This window comes from Nocardioides jiangsuensis (genome assembly GCF_019679455.1).
GTDB lineage: Bacteria > Actinomycetota > Actinomycetes > Propionibacteriales > Nocardioidaceae > Nocardioides_C > Nocardioides_C jiangsuensis.
This window is the reverse complement of the sequence record NZ_JAIEZQ010000001.1, coordinates 1,771,543-1,786,811: the sequence shown is the minus strand read 5'-3', so window position 1 is coordinate 1,786,811 and position 15,269 is coordinate 1,771,543. Positions and strand designations below refer to the sequence as shown.

12 protein-coding genes are annotated in these 15,269 nt (G+C 72.9%); 4 read left to right on the top strand and 8 right to left on the bottom strand.

Going from position 1 to position 15,269, the window contains the following annotated elements:
* The first annotated feature begins 756 nt into the window (after nt 1–756).
* Genes K1X13_RS08415 through K1X13_RS08400 form a run of 4 tightly spaced genes read left to right on the top strand, consistent with a single transcriptional unit; the run spans nt 757 to nt 5,933 of the window.
* On the top strand, nt 757–1,962 hold the full coding sequence (locus K1X13_RS08415; RefSeq protein WP_221024472.1) for an FAD-dependent oxidoreductase: 1,206 nt from the start codon (nt 757–759) through the stop codon (nt 1,960–1,962).
* Between the two features lie 2 nt (nt 1,963–1,964).
* Nucleotides 1,965–3,182: a carboxylate--amine ligase gene (locus K1X13_RS08410; RefSeq protein WP_221024471.1), complete on the top strand. Its 1,218-nt coding sequence runs from the start codon at nt 1,965–1,967 to the stop codon at nt 3,180–3,182.
* A 28-nt stretch (nt 3,183–3,210) separates the two neighbouring features.
* Nucleotides 3,211–4,689 (top strand): polysaccharide deacetylase family protein, encoded by a 1,479-nt coding sequence (locus tag K1X13_RS08405; RefSeq protein ID WP_221024470.1) that lies wholly within the window; start codon nt 3,211–3,213, stop codon nt 4,687–4,689.
* Nucleotides 4,690–4,691: 2 nt separating this feature from the next.
* A complete protein-coding gene (locus K1X13_RS08400) occupies nt 4,692–5,933 on the top strand; it encodes a glycosyltransferase family 4 protein (RefSeq protein WP_221024469.1) in 1,242 nt (413 codons plus the stop codon).
* On the opposite strand, the gene K1X13_RS08395 is transcribed toward K1X13_RS08400, so the two are convergent.
* From K1X13_RS08395 to K1X13_RS08360, 8 genes are read right to left on the bottom strand one after another with little or no spacing between them, the layout of a single operon-like run.
* Complete coding sequence (locus tag K1X13_RS08395) at nt 5,901–6,983, bottom strand: hypothetical protein (RefSeq protein ID WP_221024468.1); 1,083 nt, start codon at nt 6,981–6,983, stop codon at nt 5,901–5,903. The two genes, K1X13_RS08400 and K1X13_RS08395, sit on opposite strands and share 33 nt — an antisense overlap.
* Nucleotides 6,961–8,343 carry a polysaccharide biosynthesis tyrosine autokinase gene (locus K1X13_RS08390; protein ID WP_221024467.1) on the bottom strand — a complete coding sequence of 461 codons (1,383 nt, stop codon included), beginning with the start codon at nt 8,341–8,343 and terminating at the stop codon, nt 6,961–6,963. The genes K1X13_RS08395 and K1X13_RS08390 overlap by 23 nt, the downstream gene beginning before the upstream one ends.
* Nucleotides 8,340–9,797: a hypothetical protein gene (locus tag K1X13_RS08385; protein WP_221024466.1), complete on the bottom strand. Its 1,458-nt coding sequence runs from the start codon at nt 9,795–9,797 to the stop codon at nt 8,340–8,342. Before K1X13_RS08385 ends, K1X13_RS08390 begins: the two co-directional genes overlap by 4 nt.
* The gene (gene murJ / locus K1X13_RS08380; RefSeq protein ID WP_221024465.1) at nt 9,794–11,449 is read right to left on the bottom strand and encodes a murein biosynthesis integral membrane protein MurJ; all 1,656 of its coding nucleotides are present in this window, start codon (nt 11,447–11,449) and stop codon (nt 9,794–9,796) included. Before murJ ends, K1X13_RS08385 begins: the two co-directional genes overlap by 4 nt.
* The gene (locus tag K1X13_RS08375) at nt 11,449–12,135 is read right to left on the bottom strand and encodes a sugar transferase (RefSeq protein WP_221024464.1); all 687 of its coding nucleotides are present in this window, start codon (nt 12,133–12,135) and stop codon (nt 11,449–11,451) included. The genes murJ and K1X13_RS08375 overlap by 1 nt, the downstream gene beginning before the upstream one ends.
* Complete coding sequence (locus tag K1X13_RS08370) at nt 12,132–12,806, bottom strand: acyltransferase (RefSeq protein WP_221024463.1); 675 nt, start codon at nt 12,804–12,806, stop codon at nt 12,132–12,134. The genes K1X13_RS08375 and K1X13_RS08370 overlap by 4 nt, the downstream gene beginning before the upstream one ends.
* Complete coding sequence (locus K1X13_RS08365) at nt 12,803–13,948, bottom strand: DegT/DnrJ/EryC1/StrS family aminotransferase (protein ID WP_308249457.1); 1,146 nt, start codon at nt 13,946–13,948, stop codon at nt 12,803–12,805. The genes K1X13_RS08370 and K1X13_RS08365 overlap by 4 nt, the downstream gene beginning before the upstream one ends.
* The gene (locus K1X13_RS08360; protein ID WP_225914553.1) at nt 13,945–15,042 is read right to left on the bottom strand and encodes a Gfo/Idh/MocA family protein; all 1,098 of its coding nucleotides are present in this window, start codon (nt 15,040–15,042) and stop codon (nt 13,945–13,947) included. The genes K1X13_RS08365 and K1X13_RS08360 overlap by 4 nt, the downstream gene beginning before the upstream one ends.
* Nucleotides 15,043–15,269: the final 227 nt, after the last annotated feature.

The window sequence follows — 15,269 nt, the reverse complement described above, 5'->3', positions numbered from 1 at the left end:
AGCCTGCCGACTGGCGTTACAAATTAATTCGTCGACTTTTAGCACACTGTTGAGTTCTCAAGGATCAAGCGCGCACCACCCTCAGCCTCCCGGCCTCGGTCTGGGGCAACCTGACAAAACTTACCGGCTTCACTCGGCCCGGTCAAATCCGGGTCTTGCTCGGCCCCCGACACACGTCTGTCTCACCGAACTGATCCGGAGCCGCCGAAGCGCGCACCCAGGCCACCTCGGTCGAGGTGAGAGAGTGTTGGGGTTTCGCTGGGGCCGGCCGCCCGGCCTCTCGGCCTTGCGTCCCGCCGCACCCGGCGACAGAGAGAACATTACGTAGACATCCGTCAGCACGTCAAACCGGGGCGGTGTGGCCCCGGTCACCGCTCTCGCGAAGGCCCCGGAGGGGGTCGCCGGCGGCGTTCGTACGGCCGGGACTCCCACCCCCTCTCCGACTCCTCCACCTCACCAGGCCGGAGAGGCGCCAGCTGGTCCGCCGACCCGGCCCCGCGCCCCGGCGTCCGCACCGCCCCAGGCGGTGGACCGCGTCCCGGCTAGCGCGAGTCGGACATGTCGACTTTGAATCGATATCGAACGACAAAATGATTGCAATATATTCATAAAATGCCTAAGCGGCGTTTCTCATAACTGCGCCGACTTGCCGACGGAAATGGCTCCGTAAAGTTTTCGCAATTCAAGCACGGTGCCTTTTTCCGGTTACATACTGGCTCTCACGTGCTCAAGCGAATCACACGAACGGGGCGAACCATGCACGAAACACAGACCGTGATCATCGGCGCCGGACCCCACGGGCTCGCGGCAGCGGCCCACCTGGGACGTGCCGGGGTGGAGACGACGGTCTTCGGCGATCCGATGTCTTTCTGGCGGACCATGCCGAAGGGAATGCTGCTCCGGTCCAACTGGACCGCCACCAGCATCGCGGAGTACGACGGGCCGCTGTCACTCGACAGCTACTGCACGGAAACGGGATCCGACTTCCACCTGCCGGTTCCGCTGGACCGGTTCATCGACTACGGCATGTGGGTGCAGAACCGTGCGGCCCCGCACGTTGACCGTCGCGCCGTCGAGCGGGTCGAGCGCGACCGCGACGGTTTCGTCCTCACCCTGAACGACGAGTCCCGGCTCGCGGCCCGACGGGTGGTCGTCGCGGCCGGCATCGCGGACTTCGTGCACCGCCCCGCGGTCACCGAGGGACTCCCGTCCGAGCTCGTCTCGCACACCTCGGAGCACGACGACCTCGGGGTCTTCCGTGAGAAGACCGTGCTCGTCGTCGGCGGCGGCCAGAGCGCGCTCGAGTCCGCGGCGCTGATGACGGAGTCGGGTGCCGACGTCGAGGTCGCGGCCCGGGCCGACCATCTGAACTGGCTGCACGGCGGCAAGTACCACCGCATGCTCGGCAAGTGGTCCCGCCTGGTGTACGCACCGACCGACGTGGGGCCGATGGGCCTCTCCCGCATCGTCGCCGTGCCCGACCTCTTCCGGCGGTTCCCCCGAGCGCTCCAGGAGCCGATGGCCTACCGGGCGATCCGTCCGGCGGGCGCCGCCTGGCTCCGGCCGCGGCTCGAGGACGTGCCGATCCACGTCGGCACGCAGGTGCGGTCCGCCGAGGTCGTCGGCGACCGCCTGCGGGTCGGACTCGACGACGGCAGCACCCGGACGGTCGACCACCTGCTCCTCGGCACCGGGTACCGCGTGGACATCAGCCGGTACCCGTTCCTGGACCCGGCCCTCGCCGGGGCCGTGCAGTGCGTCGGCGGCTACCCGCGGCTGAAGGTCGGGATGGAGTCGTCGGTGTCCGGCCTGCACTTCCTGGGCGCGCCGGCGGCGTACAGCTTCGGGCCGATCATGCGCTTCGTGGCCGGCGGCTGGTACGGCGCCGAGTCGCTGACGGGCGCCGTCACCGGGCGCCAGGCGCGCTCGCGTGCGGGCTCGCCCCTGCCCGTGAGCGAGTGACGGTGACCTCCGCGCTCCAGGCCGGGCGCCGCCCGGGGGGCCCGGTCCCCCCGGGCTCCCCGGTCGGGGCGCTGGTCGTGGGGGGCGACTACCAGGGGCTCGGCATCGCCCGGAGCCTGGGACGCCGTGGTGTCCCCGTGGTCGTGCTCGACGACGAGCGCTCCATCGCGGGGTCCTCCCGCTTCGTGCGCCGACGGGTGCGGGTCCCCGACCTGCGCTCCCCCGACGCGGCGCTGGCGGCCCTGGTCGACGTGCACCAGCGGCTCGGGCTCGACGGCTGGGTGCTCTACCCGACGCGGGAGGAGACCGTCGCCGTGATCGCCGCGCACCGGGAGCAGCTCGCGACCCGGTTCCGGGTGCCCACCCCGGCCACCCCGTCGGTGGAGCCCGCCTGGGACAAGCGCCAGACCTACCAGCTCGCGGAGTCCCTCGGCATCCCGGTGCCCCGCTGCTGGTTCCCCGCCGGCGAGGCCGAGCTCGCCGACGTCGACCTCAGCACCCCCGTGGTGGTGAAGCCCGCGATCAAGGAGCACTTCTTCTACGCAACGAAGGCGAAGGCGTGGCGGGCCGACACCTCCGGGGAGCTGCTCGACGCCTACCGCGCGGCGGCCGCGATCACCGGGCCCGACGAGGTGATCATCCAGGAGCTGGTGGAGGGCGGCGGCGACGCCCAGCTCGCCTACTGCGCGCTCTTCAAGCACGGGCGGGCGGTCGCGGACATGACGGTACGGCGGCGGCGCCAGCACCCCTCCGACTTCGGCCGGGCCAGCACCTTCGTCGAGACGATCGAGCCCAACGAGCTCACGGACCTCTCCGGCAGGTTCCTGCGCGCCATCGACTACTACGGCCTCGTCGAGCTCGAGTACAAGCGCGACCCGCGCGACGGGCGGTACAAGCTGCTCGACGTCAACGCGCGGACCTGGGGCTACCACACCCTGGGACAGGCCGCCGGGGTCGACTTCGCCCACCTGCTCTACCTGGACCAGCTCGGGCTCGACGTACCGGAGACCCGGGCCCGGTCCGGTGTCCGCTGGGTCCGGCTCGTCACCGACGTCCCCAACGCGGTGCGCGACGTGCGCGCGGGGAAGGTCGAGCCGCGCGCCTACCTGCGGTCGCTCCGCGGGATCCACACCGAGGCGGTCTTCTCGTTCCGCGACCCCCTGCCCGGCCTGCACGAGCTGGCGCTGCTCCCCTACCTAGCCGTCCGGCGGGGTCTCTGACCGCCTTCTGCCACCCGAGAGGTCCTCCGTGTTCGAGTCGTCGCACCCCTTCGCCTTCTTCGACTACGTCCGCGTGCCCTACGCCGTCGAGGAGTCGGCGGCCGCCCACGACCTGCCGGCCGGGACCGGCGTCCTCCGCGGCGCCGACCGGGCCGCCACCGGCGGCCGGGTGCTGCTGTGGTCGAGGTCCGGGCCGGGCCGCGCCCCGCGTGCTTCCCGGGCGGGCCGGTTCCGGCTGGACGGTTTCACGATGGCCGGCCACCTCCGGCGCGGCAACCCGGACGCGGAGCTGCGGTCCCACGGCAGCGGGTGGCACCCCGCCGAGCCGATCCTCGACGGCAAGGGGCGGCGCATCGCGTCGGTGTGGCGCGACGAGAAGGGCAGCGTCTTCCTGCCGTTCGACCCCGGCGAGGTCATGCACGTCCTCTGGTCCGAGAAGTACACCTCGCTCGGGGCGCGGGCCGCCGCGACGCGTCTGGCCCGCACCGCGGCCGTGCGTGGCTACTACGCCGTCCGTCCGCTGCTCCCCCGCGGCACCCAGCTGCGGATGCGGCGAGCCTTCGCGCGGAGCCAGGACCCGGCCGAGTCGTTCCCGGCCTGGCCCGTCGAGCACAGCCTGCACGACATGTACGACTGGCTGCTGGCCACGGTCGCGGGCGTCGCCGGCGAGCCGGTGCCGTGGATCGCCCCCTGGCCGGACGGCAAGGAGTGGGCGATGGTGCTCTCCCACGACGTGGAGACCCAGGCCGGCGTCGACGACATGGAGCTGCTCCGCGCGGACGAGCGGTCCCGCGGCTACCGGTCGGGGTGGAACTTCGTCCCCGAGCGGTACGACGTCACCGACGCGGTCCGGTCGGCGGTCACCGGTGACGGCTGCGAGGTCGGCGTACACGGGCTGCGCCACGACGGACGGGACCTGGCGTCGCGGCACCTGCTCGAGCAGCGGCTCCCCGAGATCCGCCGGCACGCCGACGCGTGGGGCGCGGTGGGGTTCCGCTCCCCGGCCACCCAGCGCGCGTGGGAGCTGATGTCGATGCTGGGCTTCGACTACGACTCGTCGTACACCGACACCGACCCCTACGAGCCCCAGCCCGGGGGGTGCTGCAGCTACCTGCCGTTCTTCGTCGAGGACACCGTCGAGCTCCCGATCACGCTCCCGCAGGACCACACGCTGTTCGAGATCCTCCAGCACCGGACGGGGCGCACCTGGGTGGACAAGGCCCACGAGATCCGGCGCCGGGGAGGCCTGGTGCTGGTGCTGAGCCACCCCGACTACGCCCGCAACCCGCACGCCGCCGCGGCGTGGCGGGAGCTGCTCGAGGAGTTCGAGCACGACTCCACCCGGTGGCAGCCGCTGCCGCACGAGGCCGCCTCGTGGTGGCGCGAGCGGGCCGCCTCGGACCTGCGCCGGGAGGGCGACGGGTGGGTTGTCTCCGGACCGGCGGCTGAGCGGGCCTCCGTCCGGGTGACGGGAGCCCCCGAGCCGGCCCCCGCGCAGGGGCGTTGACGATGGCCTTCCTGGTGCCGCGGCGTTCTCCGGGCGGTCGGGGGGACCGGCCCTGGCACGTGGCGGTCGTGGTGGAGAACGTCGCGGTCGGCGTGGACACCCGCCTGCGCAAGCAGGTCGACGACCTGCTGCGGGCCGGCTACCGGCTCTCGGTGGTCACCCGGCGCCACCCGGACAACGACCGGTACCGCGACGTCCCGGGGATGACGCTCCTGGAGTACCCCGAGCCGGCCGAGCCGGGCGGTGCGGCCGGCTACCTGCGTGAGTACGCCGTGTCCTTCGCCTGGGCCTCGTGGCACCTGCTCCGGCTGCGGCTCCGGGGCCGCATCGACGTGCTCCAGGTGTGCCAGCCGCCCGACATCTACTTCCCGCTGACCGTGCTGGCCCGGTGGGGAGGGGCACGCGTCGTGGTCGACCAGCGGGACCTGATGCCGGAGCTGCTGGCCTCGCGCTACGAGCGGCCCCCGCGGTTGATGACCCGGGTGCTGTTCTGGCTCGAACGGCGTACGCAACGCAGCGCCGACCACACCCTCACGGTCAACGACTGGCTGCGGCAGCGGCTGGTCGCCTCCGGCGCCGCGGCCGACCGGGTCACGCTCGTGCGCAACGGTCCCGTGCTGGCCCGGGTCGAGCGGGCCCGGGCGGACACCGCGCTCCGCGGGCCGCACCGGCACCTGGTCTGCTGGGCGGGGAAGATGGGCCGCCAGGACCGGGTCGACCTCGTCCTCCGCGTCGCCGACCTCGTCGTGCACGGGGCGGGACGACGTGACTGCGGCTTCGCGGTCCTCGGGGACGGCGAGTGCCTGGAGGAGCTGCGCGAGCAGGTCGGCCAGCTCGGGCTCGCCCCCTGGGTCACGGTGACCGGGTGGCTGCCTGAGGAGCAGGTGTTCGGCTACATGGCGTCCTCCGACGTCGGTCTCGACACCTCCCTCCAGGCCGAGGTGTCCCCGGTGAAGGCCATGGAGTACATGGCGTCGGGCCTGCCGCTGGTCAGCTTCGACCTCCCCGAGACGCGCAGCATCGCGGAGGACGCCGCCGTGCTGGTCGCCCCCGGCGACGAGCAGGCGCTCGCCGACGCCGTGCTCCGCCTGCTGGACGACCCGGACGCACGCCGCGAGCTCGGCGCCGTGGGACGGGAGCGGGTGCACACCTGGCTCGCCTGGGAGCGGCAGTCCCAGGCCTATCTGGCCGTGGTCGCTCCACGCACGGGCTCAGCGGCCGCGCGGACAGCCGTACGCCGGTGAGCAGGGCGGCTCGTACGCCGCCCAGTCCGAGGTGAGCCAGGCCCGGTCGTCGAGCGCGGCCCGGACCCGGCCGACGTACTCCCGGGCCGGCGGGGTCAGCCACGACCCGGCGTACCAGGCGCCGACGCAGCCCCACGTCTCCCCCGCGGCGTAGCTGCCGTCACCGGTGTTGCCGAGCCAGTGAAGCCATCCCTCCTGGCAGCCGCGCAGGAACGCGCCCAGGTAGTCCAGGGCGAACGCGGTCGAGTCGCGGTTGAAGGGGAAGGTGCCGTTCTGGTTCTCCGGCATCGGGCCCCACCGGGGGTCGTGCCACGACATCACCCCGACGATCGAGTACGTCTTCGGGCACACCCCCGCCGGGTAGTCCTGCCGGTAGTCGTAGCCGTGTCGGCTGACGGCCGTACAGAACAAGCGGTGCCCGGGGACGTCGCCGGTCGTCATGTCGCCGCAGCCGACCTGAGCCACGCAGCGCCCCGAGGGGTAGACCTGGTACTGGAACCACGCCGACTCGCGGACCGCGATCGCACGGAGCAGGTTGTCCGCTATCCCCCACTTGCAGGCCGCCCACTGGATGTTCTCGTCGGTCGTGCCGGTGTGAGCGCCGGTCACGCGCTGCGGGAGCCAGGAGTCCCAGCGGTCGTCGTACCCGCCGGCGACGGCTCGCGGCCGGGCCGCGAACGAGGCGTGCACCGTCTCGACGTCGGGCGTCGTGCGGTTGGGCGTGTGGTTGTCGGGCCGGGGCTCCCAGGTCGAGCGCCGGACCCGCTCGGTGCAGGTCCGGTCGTCGGGCAGCTGCGTCCAGGAGCCCGCGGGCAGCGTCCGGAACCAGCCGGTGTCCGGGGGCGGCGACGAGCTGACCGGGTCCGCGGACGACGTCACGGCCGGCACCTCCTGGCGGACCACGACGAGGGTCACCAGGAGCAGCGGCACGAGCATCAGCCAGCGGAGCCAGGGTGCCAGGGGCGCGCGCCCCTCCCCGTCCCGGTCGCCGACCCGCCCCCGCCGGGGCAGGGCCCGGCGGAGGCGGTCACCGGGCCCGGTGCTGCGCATTCTCGACCAGGACCGCGGGCGCGACCCCGGGGCTCTCCAGGGACTGCTGCAGGGACTGCTGCCACTCCGACCTCGTGTCACCCTCCGGCTCCGCCGTCCGGCGCAGGGAGCGGCGCGGGGTGTTCACGACGCAGCCGGCCAGGCGCGCGTCGGTCCGGCCCAGGATCTCCACGGCGGCCGCGGCGTCCGACCGCGACCCGGGCCGCTGGTCGGTGACCAGCACCGCCAGGTCGACCCGGTCCGCGAGGGCCACGCACTGCGGTGCCTCCAGCACCGGCGGCGCCTCGATGACCACGATCCCGTCACCCGACAGCCGGCCGATGAGCAGCTCGAGGTCCTCGAGGTTGAACCGCACCGTCGCCCCCGGTGACGCTCCGGCCGCGAGCAGCCGGAGGCCGGGCGTCCCGGTGGTGTGCAGGGCCCGTTCGAGGGTGCACACGCCGTCGAGAACCTCGGTGAGGCCGGGCACGTTGTCGACGCCGAAGAGCCGGGGCAGCGACGGCCGCTGCACGTCCGCGGAGACCAGGACCACGTCACGGCCGAGCTCCGCGAGCGCGATCGCGGTCTGCGCGGCGACCGTGGTCGTCCCTGCCCCCGACCGGGGGCTGGTGACCAGCACGGCGACGTCGCGGCGCTTGTTCTCGGTCAGGCTGGTGAGCTGCGCGGCGAGGTAGCCGAAGGCCTGCCGGATGCGGACGGGAGGCGCGAGCGGGTCCGAGCCGGACCGGGCCCGCGGGACCGAGGCGAGGACCGGCAGCCCCGTGACCTGCCGGACGTCGGCCGTGCCGCGTAGCCGGTCCCGCGTCCGGTCCCACGCGAAGGCCGCGGCCACCCCGAGGACCAGGCCCGCGACCAGCGCCAGACCACCCACCAGCGGATAGTTCGGCGGCGAGGCCTCCGGCAGCTCGGCCTCGCTGATCACCTCGGCCACCCTCACCTTGCTGTCGGCGTTGCGGTAGTCGACGTACTCCCGGGTGAACGCCTCTGCGCCCTCGCGGGCCTGGCTGTCCGTTCCGGCCGTATAGCTGATGGCGAGCACGTTGGTGTCCACCGGCACGGTGACGGACAGGCCTTCCGAGGCGGTCTCGACGTCCGTCCCGATCCGCTCCGCCGCCGCGGCGGCGACGTCGCCGGACTCGACCTTCGCCCGCTCGGTCCCCATCTGCGGCAGGATCGGGGCCCCGCCGCCGGTCATCTCCGGGTTGACCACGACCTGGGCGGTCGAGGTGTAGGTGCGCTCCTGCTCTCCCAGGGCGAGGAGCGCGGCCACCACCGTCAGTGCGATGGTGGCCAGGACCAGCCAGAGGTAGGTGCGCAGGAGACCCCCTCCTCCAGGCTGGGGTGCGGTCGTGCGGGTCATGGTGGGTCTCCGATCATCTGGTGCGACTGGGGCAGGGGCTCGGACGAGCCGGCGGCCGAGGCGCCGACCGTCGCGAGCGCGAGCAACGAGAAGAGGCAGTCCGCGGCACCCCGGTAGGTGAGGTGGGGGTCGAACACCATCAGCGCGGTGACGACCGACACCCCGGTGAGCGCACCCAGCGCCGCCACGCCGCTCCAGCGGGACAGCGGCCGGCAGCGCCGCCACATCAGGCGCGAGGACAGGAAGACGAAGTAGACGAAGGCGGCGAACAGCGGGATCCCGCCGCCCCAGAGCAGCCAGGTGTAGCCACTCTCGATCCAGACGAAGCCGGTGCCCTGGGACGGGACCGCCACGCGGGCCGATGGGCGGACGCCGAGCAGCGGGTTGGAGCCCGAGAAGAGCTCGGGCCAGAAGTAGGTCTGCAGGTTCGTGAGCCGCGTGGTCCAGCTCACCGGGAGCCCGTGCACGCTCTGGAAGCCCATCAGCCGGTGCTCCACCACCGGCCACACCGCCGCCAGCCCGCCGGCGAGGGCCAGGGGCGCCCACCGCAGCAGGTCCAGCCGGCCCAGGGCCGCGGCCACCACGACGGAGCCGACCACGAGCCCGAAGAAGCTCGAGAACTCGGCGGCCGCGAACGTGCCCAGGACGAAGACGGCTCCGGCCGCACCCAGCAGCAGGCCGTGGCGCCTGCCCTTCCACCACAGCCCCATGACGAGGGCGAAGTTGAAGATGAGCAGGTCCGCGGTCGCAGCCGGGAGGGCCAGGGTCGACCCGCCCCGGGGCTGGGCCAGCGCGCCGACGTGCCCGAACGGGACGTACAGCCCGAGCAGCAGCTGACGGACGCCGAGGAGGTCGAGCGCCTGGAGTACCCCGACCGCCCCGACCACGGTCGCCGCCGCGACCGACACCCACAGGCACGCGTGGACCTGCCGCTCGGTGGTGACCGTGACCCGGACCAGTACGTAGACCGCGAGGTACTTCCACAGCACGAGCGCGTGGCTGACGTCGTCCCCGGTCGGAGACAGCCCCCGGGCCAGCATCCACAGCAGGGGTACGACGGAGCTGGCCACCGCCATCGCCACCAGCGACCACTCGAGCCGGTTCAGCCGCACCCGCGGACGGGCGCCGACCGGGAGCAGGACGAGCGCCCGGACGACCAGCACCGCGCTGAGGCAGACCACCAGGGCCTCGTTGGGACGCAGCAGCGGCAGCAGCCTGCCGCGGTCGATCCCGGCCACGAGCGGAGTGACCCCGATGACGAGCAGCGCGGCGGCGTCCGGCCGGACCCAGACCCACGCCGCGACCGCCCCGCCGGCGAGCAGCAGCACCGCGACCAGCGGCAGGGTCGCCACGAGCACCCCGAGCCCGGCCGCGCAGACCACGATCGCGACCGCGACCCCCGCCGTCCGGGGCACCGGGGAGTGCGTGCGCCTCGCGGGCAGCGCCGTCGTCATGACTCCGCGCCCCGTCCCGCGACGACCGCGGTGGAGGGGCGGCGCACCGCCGAGCGCAGCGAGGCCAGCTCCGGCGAGCGCAGCAGGACCTGGCTCCCGAAGAACACCGCGAGCCCCACGAGGCCTCCGAGCACCAGGGCCAGGAACCAGGCCGCGCGGCCGCCGTCCGCCGGCACCACGCCGCGCACGACCAGCGCCACCGGTCCCGTCATGAGGAGCGCCCCGACGAGCACCCGCCCGAAGGAGCGGAGAAGGCCGTGACCGCCCCCGGCGTGCACGACCAGGACACGGCGCAGCAGGTGGCCGCCGCCCACCAGCGAGGCGACCGCGTAGGAGCCGCCGAGCAGCACGACCGCGACCTCCCCCGATCTGCTCAGCGCGGCGCCGGTGCACAGGGCCAGGCAGACCGCGGCCTGGATCGCCATGGAGACCAGGGGGGTGCGCGTGTCGCCCCGGGCGTAGGCGGCCTGGGTCGCCACGAAGAAGCAGGTCTGTCCCACGAGTCCAAGGGACAGGGCGGCCAGGGACCCCGACAGCATCAGGAACCCCGCCTCCGAGCTCATCTGCCCCGCGAGGACGACGTGGGCCACCGGGCCGGCCAGGAGCAGGTAGCCCACCGCCGCCGGCACCGCGAGGAAGAGGGCCAGCCCGAGACCACCCACGAACGCCTCCCCGAACGGTCCGCGGTCCTCGTCGCGGTGCAGCCGGGACAGCCGCGGGAGCAGCGCCAGGCCCACGGGGGTGGCCACCAGGGCCACGGGGAGGTAGTAGAAGTTGAGCGCCATCTGGAGCGCCACGGTGCCGCCGGCCACGCGGCTGGCGAGCAGCAGCAGGGTCAGCATCTGGAGCGCGAGCAGCCCCGCCTGCGCGAGCGACCGGACCGCACGGCGTACGACGACCACCACCTCCGGGTCGCGCCAGCCCCAGCGCGGCCGGAGCCGCACGCCGCACCGGTGCGCCCCCCACCACTGGAGGGCGGCGTGCGCGGCGACCGCCGCGGTCGAGCCGAGGCCGAGCAGCAGCAGCTTCCCGAGGGGCTGCGAGGCCGACTCGGTGCCCGACCCGGCGTACAGCACGTGCACCAGCGCCAGGACGGCGATCACGCCGAGGTTCTCGACCGCGGGCGCGGCAGCGGCCAGGGCGAACCGACGGTGGGCGTTCATCACCGCGGTGGCCGCACCGGCGAGCGCATAGAGGAAGACCTGCGGAGCGGTCAGCAGGATGAGGAGCCGGGCGTGGTCGACCTGGGCTGTGGCCACCGCGGACTGGTCCGAGCCCACGACCTGGAGCAGCGGCGGCAGGGCGAGCACGGCGACCGGGACCACCAGCGCCATCACGGCCCACGCCACGCCCAGGAAGCCACCACTGACCGCGGCGCTCCGTGCCCGGTCGGCGCGGTCGATGTGATGCACGAGCGCCGGCACCAGCAGCGAGGAGAACAGCGAGCCCGCGAGGAACCCGTAGTAGATCAAGTTCGGCAGCGAGTTGGTGAGCTGGAAGGTGTTCCCGAAGTACGTCGGCCCGAGCACGGCGCCGACCACCACGACCCGCACCACACCGGTGGCACGGCTCACCGCGGTGCAGCCCCCGACCACGAGCGAGTCGCGGGCGGTGCCCCGGCCGCTGCCGAGGTCCTCCGGCGACTCGACCATCAGCGAGCTCCCCGCCCCAGCACGGCGGGGACGGTCCGCAGCAGGATGACCAGGTCGAACCAGAAGGTCCTCCTCACGACGTACACCGCGTCGAGCCGCAGCCCCTGGAGCATGGTGAGGCGGCTGCGCCCGCTCACCTGCCACAGCCCCGTCAGACCGGGCCGGACCGTGAACCGGGTCATCGCCCACCCCGGGAAGTTCTCGACCTCCCAGGCCAGGGCAGGACGCGGACCGACCAGGGACATGTCCCCGCGGATCACGTTGAACAGCTGGGGCAGCTCGTCGATGCTCGTGCGGCGCAGCCAGGACCCCAGCCGGGTGACCCGAAAGTCGTCCTCGAGCTTGTACAGGCCCCCCTCCGCCTCGACCTCCTCGGCGAGCAGCCGCAGGACGTAGTCCCGGTGCACGGTCTGGTCACAGCCCTCGCGCATGGTGCGGAACTTGTACATCGAGAAGGACCGCTGGTTCAGGCCCACCCGGGTCTGCCGGAAGAACCCGGCCCCGGGGCTGGTGACCCGCACCGCGACGTAGACCGCGAGCAGCAGCGGCGAGAGGAGGACGAGGGCCACCAGGGCGACGGTCAGGTCCAGCGTGCGTTTGAGGCCCTGCCCGGCATAGCCGCGCACCGCGTCGACCAGAGGGAGCTTGCCGGCACCCGGCGAATCCCCCGTCCAGGCGTTCGTCATGGGCGTACCCCGTCGCCGTTCGGCACCCGCTCGGGCGAGGCGAACCGGAACCTCGAGAACGAGAGGTCGTCCGCCTCCACCCGGCTGCTGATGTCGCTGAGGTCCTCGACCCTGCCCCGCACCACCGCGGGGTTGCCGAAGGCCACCGACCCCGGGGGCAGGTCCCGGGTGACCACCGCGCCGGCCCCGACCAGGCAGCCCGCACCGATCCTGACGTACGGCAGCACCGTGACGTTGACCCCGAGCTGGGCGCCGGCGCCGATCGATGGACCCGACATCAGCTCCGCCGAGTCGCCGCGCCCCGGGTAGAGGTCGTTGGCGATGGTGACGCCGGGCGCGAGGAAGGCGTCGTCCCCGATCTCGGTGTACTGGGCGATGTAGCAGTTGGAGTGGATCTTGACGCGGTCGCCGATCCGGCAGCCGTAGTCGACGACGGTGTTGCTCCAGATCGAGACGTCGTCGCCGACCACGCACTCCTCCCGCACCACCACGTGGTGGCCGGTCTGGAACCGGTCGCCGATCTCGCTGCCCTGGTAGAGCACCGACCCGCTGCGGAGCATGGCGTCGGAGCCGAGCTCGAGGGGCGCGGCGACCGGCCGCTGTGCGGGGTAGCCCACGGAGACGTCGTCGTCGGCACGGAGCCGCCCGCCGACGCGCACGGACCCGCTCATCGTCCGGACCTCCTCGGCGCGATGGCGTTGACCGTCTTCGCGACCCGCTCCACGTCCCCGACGCGCAGGTGCGGGTACAGCGGCAGCGAGAGGACCTGCGCGGCCGCGGACTCGGTCACCGGGAGCGGACCGTCCGCGTAGCCGGCGTACGGCGTCATCAGGTGACACGGGGTCGGGTAGTGGATGCCGGTCGCGACACCCGCCTCGGCCAACTCCTCCCGCACCCGGGCACGGTCGAGCACCCGCGTCACGGCGAGGTGGTGCACCCCGCGGCCCCCCTGCAGCCGCCCCACCAGCGGCGCGACGTCCGGGTCGAGCAGGTCGCGGTAGACCGCCATCAGGTCGGCCCGTGCCGCGTTCCACGCGTCGAGGTGACGCAGCTTGGCGGCCAGCACCACGGCCTGGACCGCGTCGAGGCGGCTGTTCAGGCCGAGCAGACCGTGGTCGTAGTGCCCGGAGCCGGCCCGGCCGTGGTCGCGCAGCGACAGGAGCGTCTCCGCCAGCCGGTCGTCGGAGGTCACCACCGCACCGGCGTCCCCGAAGGCGCCCAGGTTCTTGCCCGGGTAGAAGCTGAAGCAGCCCGCCACGCCGTGGGCGCCGGCGCGGGCCTCCCCCCTCGTGGCGCCCTGGGCCTGCGCGGCGTCCTCGACCACGTCGATGCCCAGCCGGGCGGCCGTCGCGAGCAGCCCCTCCATGTCGGGCATCTGGCCGTAGAGGTGGACGACCGCGACCGCCCGGACGGCGGGCGTCATCGCCGCCTCGAGGGTCTCCGGGGTGATCAGCAGCGTGTCCGGGTCGACGTCGGCGAAGCGAGGCCGGGCGCCGGCGAGGACCACCGCCTCCGCGGTCGCCACGAACGTGTTCGCCGGGACGACCACCTCGTCGCCGGCGCCGATCCCGAGCGCGCGGAACGTGAGGTGCAGGGCGTCGGTGCCGTTGGCGACACCGACGGCGTGGCGGGTCCCGCAGAAGGCGGCCCAGTCCTGCTCGAAGCGGGCCACCGCCGTCCCTCCGATGAAGGCGCCGGAGTCGAGCAGCTCGCTCCACCCGGCGGTCACCTCCTCCCGGACGTCCGCGGTCATCCCGGACAGGTCGAGGAAGGGCACCGGAGCGGGGGCCGGCGTGAGGTCCGGCCGGCTCACAGCACCTCCCGGGAGGCCGACCGGTTCGCCTGGCGCGGGATCGCGAGCTCGGGGACGTCGAGGCCCCCGCGCACCTCGGAGAGGTCCACGGCCCGTCGCTGCTGGACGGACCGCTGTGCCGCCTCCAGCACCTCGACCACGGCGAGACCGTTCTCGCCGTCGGTCAGCGGGCGCATCCCGGTCAGGATGCAGTCGGTGAAGTGCTCGTCCTCGATGCTGAGCGGCTCGTTGAAGACGAGGTAGGGCGACACCACGTCGCCGTACCGGTAGGACATCGGAGCCTGCGTGAGGTCCCCCTCGGTCTCCGGCTGCGCGACGCCCTTGTTGTGGACCCGGATCCGCTCCTCGGCCGCGAGGTCGTCGAAGACCACCATCTTCTGGCTGCCGACCATCGTCACCCGCCGGACCTTGCACGGGTCGAGCCAGCTCACGTGGACGTTGGCGACCACCTTCGGGTCCTCGTAGTACAGCCGCAGGTAGGCGATGTCCTCCAGACGCCGGTGCGCGTGCCGGGAGGCCCAGCACTCGACGCTCACCGGCTGCGCGCCGAGCACGTAGTTCAGAATCGAGATGTCGTGCGGCGCGAGGTCGAGCAGCACGTTGACGTCGTGCTGGTACAGGCCCAGGTTCAGACGGGCCGTGTCCAGGTAGTACAGGTCGCCCAGGGCCCCCGACCGGACCATCTCGCGCAGGCTCCAGACCGCCGAGTGGTACTCGAACGTGTGCCCCACCATCAGGACCACGCCCTGCGCCTTGGCGGCGTCGATCATCTCCCGGGCGTCGGCGGCCGACGTCGCCAGCGGCTTCTCGACCATGACGTGCTTGCCGGCCGCGATCGCCTCGAGCGCGAGCGGCTTGTGCGTGCTCGGCGGGGTCGCGATGACCACCGCATCGATCGCGTCGAGCGCCTGGCCGAGATGCGCGTAGCTCTCCAGACCCGGGAAGCTGCGACGCAGACTGTCCACGCGCTCCTGGCTCGGGTCGATCATGCACACCGTCCCCACGGCGTCCAGCGACCGAAGCGCGCGGACGTGCTTCGACCCCCAGTAACCACAACCCACCACGCCCACGCGCAGACCAGCGGACTCGCTCATGCCTGTCCCCCTCCATGTGAATTTCGGTCCCCCCCCACCCGTCGTAAAACACGAAACCCGACATGGCGGCGTTGAAAAGTCACTGTAGTTACTTTTCCGCGCACGTCGCGACGAGATTAGAAAATGATTCCCGGAGACCTTCGCGAGGTCCACACGGATGGTTCGGGAATGATGGTCAATAGCCCGAAATCATCAGTCGAACCATGTATTCCGTTAGATTTTGTCCC

What these genes read in the sequence shown, in the direction of transcription:
- K1X13_RS08385 (WP_221024466.1), bottom strand. Translation starts at nt 9,797, where the DNA reads ATGACGACGGCGCTGCCCGCGAGGCGCACGCACTCCCCGGTGCCCCGG.
- K1X13_RS08360 (WP_225914553.1), bottom strand. Translation starts at nt 15,042, where the DNA reads ATGAGCGAGTCCGCTGGTCTGCGCGTGGGCGTGGTGGGTTGTGGTTAC.
- K1X13_RS08395 (WP_221024468.1), bottom strand. Translation starts at nt 6,983, where the DNA reads ATGCGCAGCACCGGGCCCGGTGACCGCCTCCGCCGGGCCCTGCCCCGG.
- K1X13_RS08370 (WP_221024463.1), bottom strand. Translation starts at nt 12,806, where the DNA reads ATGAGCGGGTCCGTGCGCGTCGGCGGGCGGCTCCGTGCCGACGACGAC.
- K1X13_RS08415 (WP_221024472.1), top strand. Translation starts at nt 757, where the DNA reads ATGCACGAAACACAGACCGTGATCATCGGCGCCGGACCCCACGGGCTC.
- K1X13_RS08390 (WP_221024467.1), bottom strand. Translation starts at nt 8,343, where the DNA reads ATGACCCGCACGACCGCACCCCAGCCTGGAGGAGGGGGTCTCCTGCGC.
- K1X13_RS08400 (WP_221024469.1), top strand. Translation starts at nt 4,692, where the DNA reads ATGGCCTTCCTGGTGCCGCGGCGTTCTCCGGGCGGTCGGGGGGACCGG.
- K1X13_RS08375 (WP_221024464.1), bottom strand. Translation starts at nt 12,135, where the DNA reads ATGACGAACGCCTGGACGGGGGATTCGCCGGGTGCCGGCAAGCTCCCT.
- murJ (WP_221024465.1), bottom strand. Translation starts at nt 11,449, where the DNA reads ATGGTCGAGTCGCCGGAGGACCTCGGCAGCGGCCGGGGCACCGCCCGC.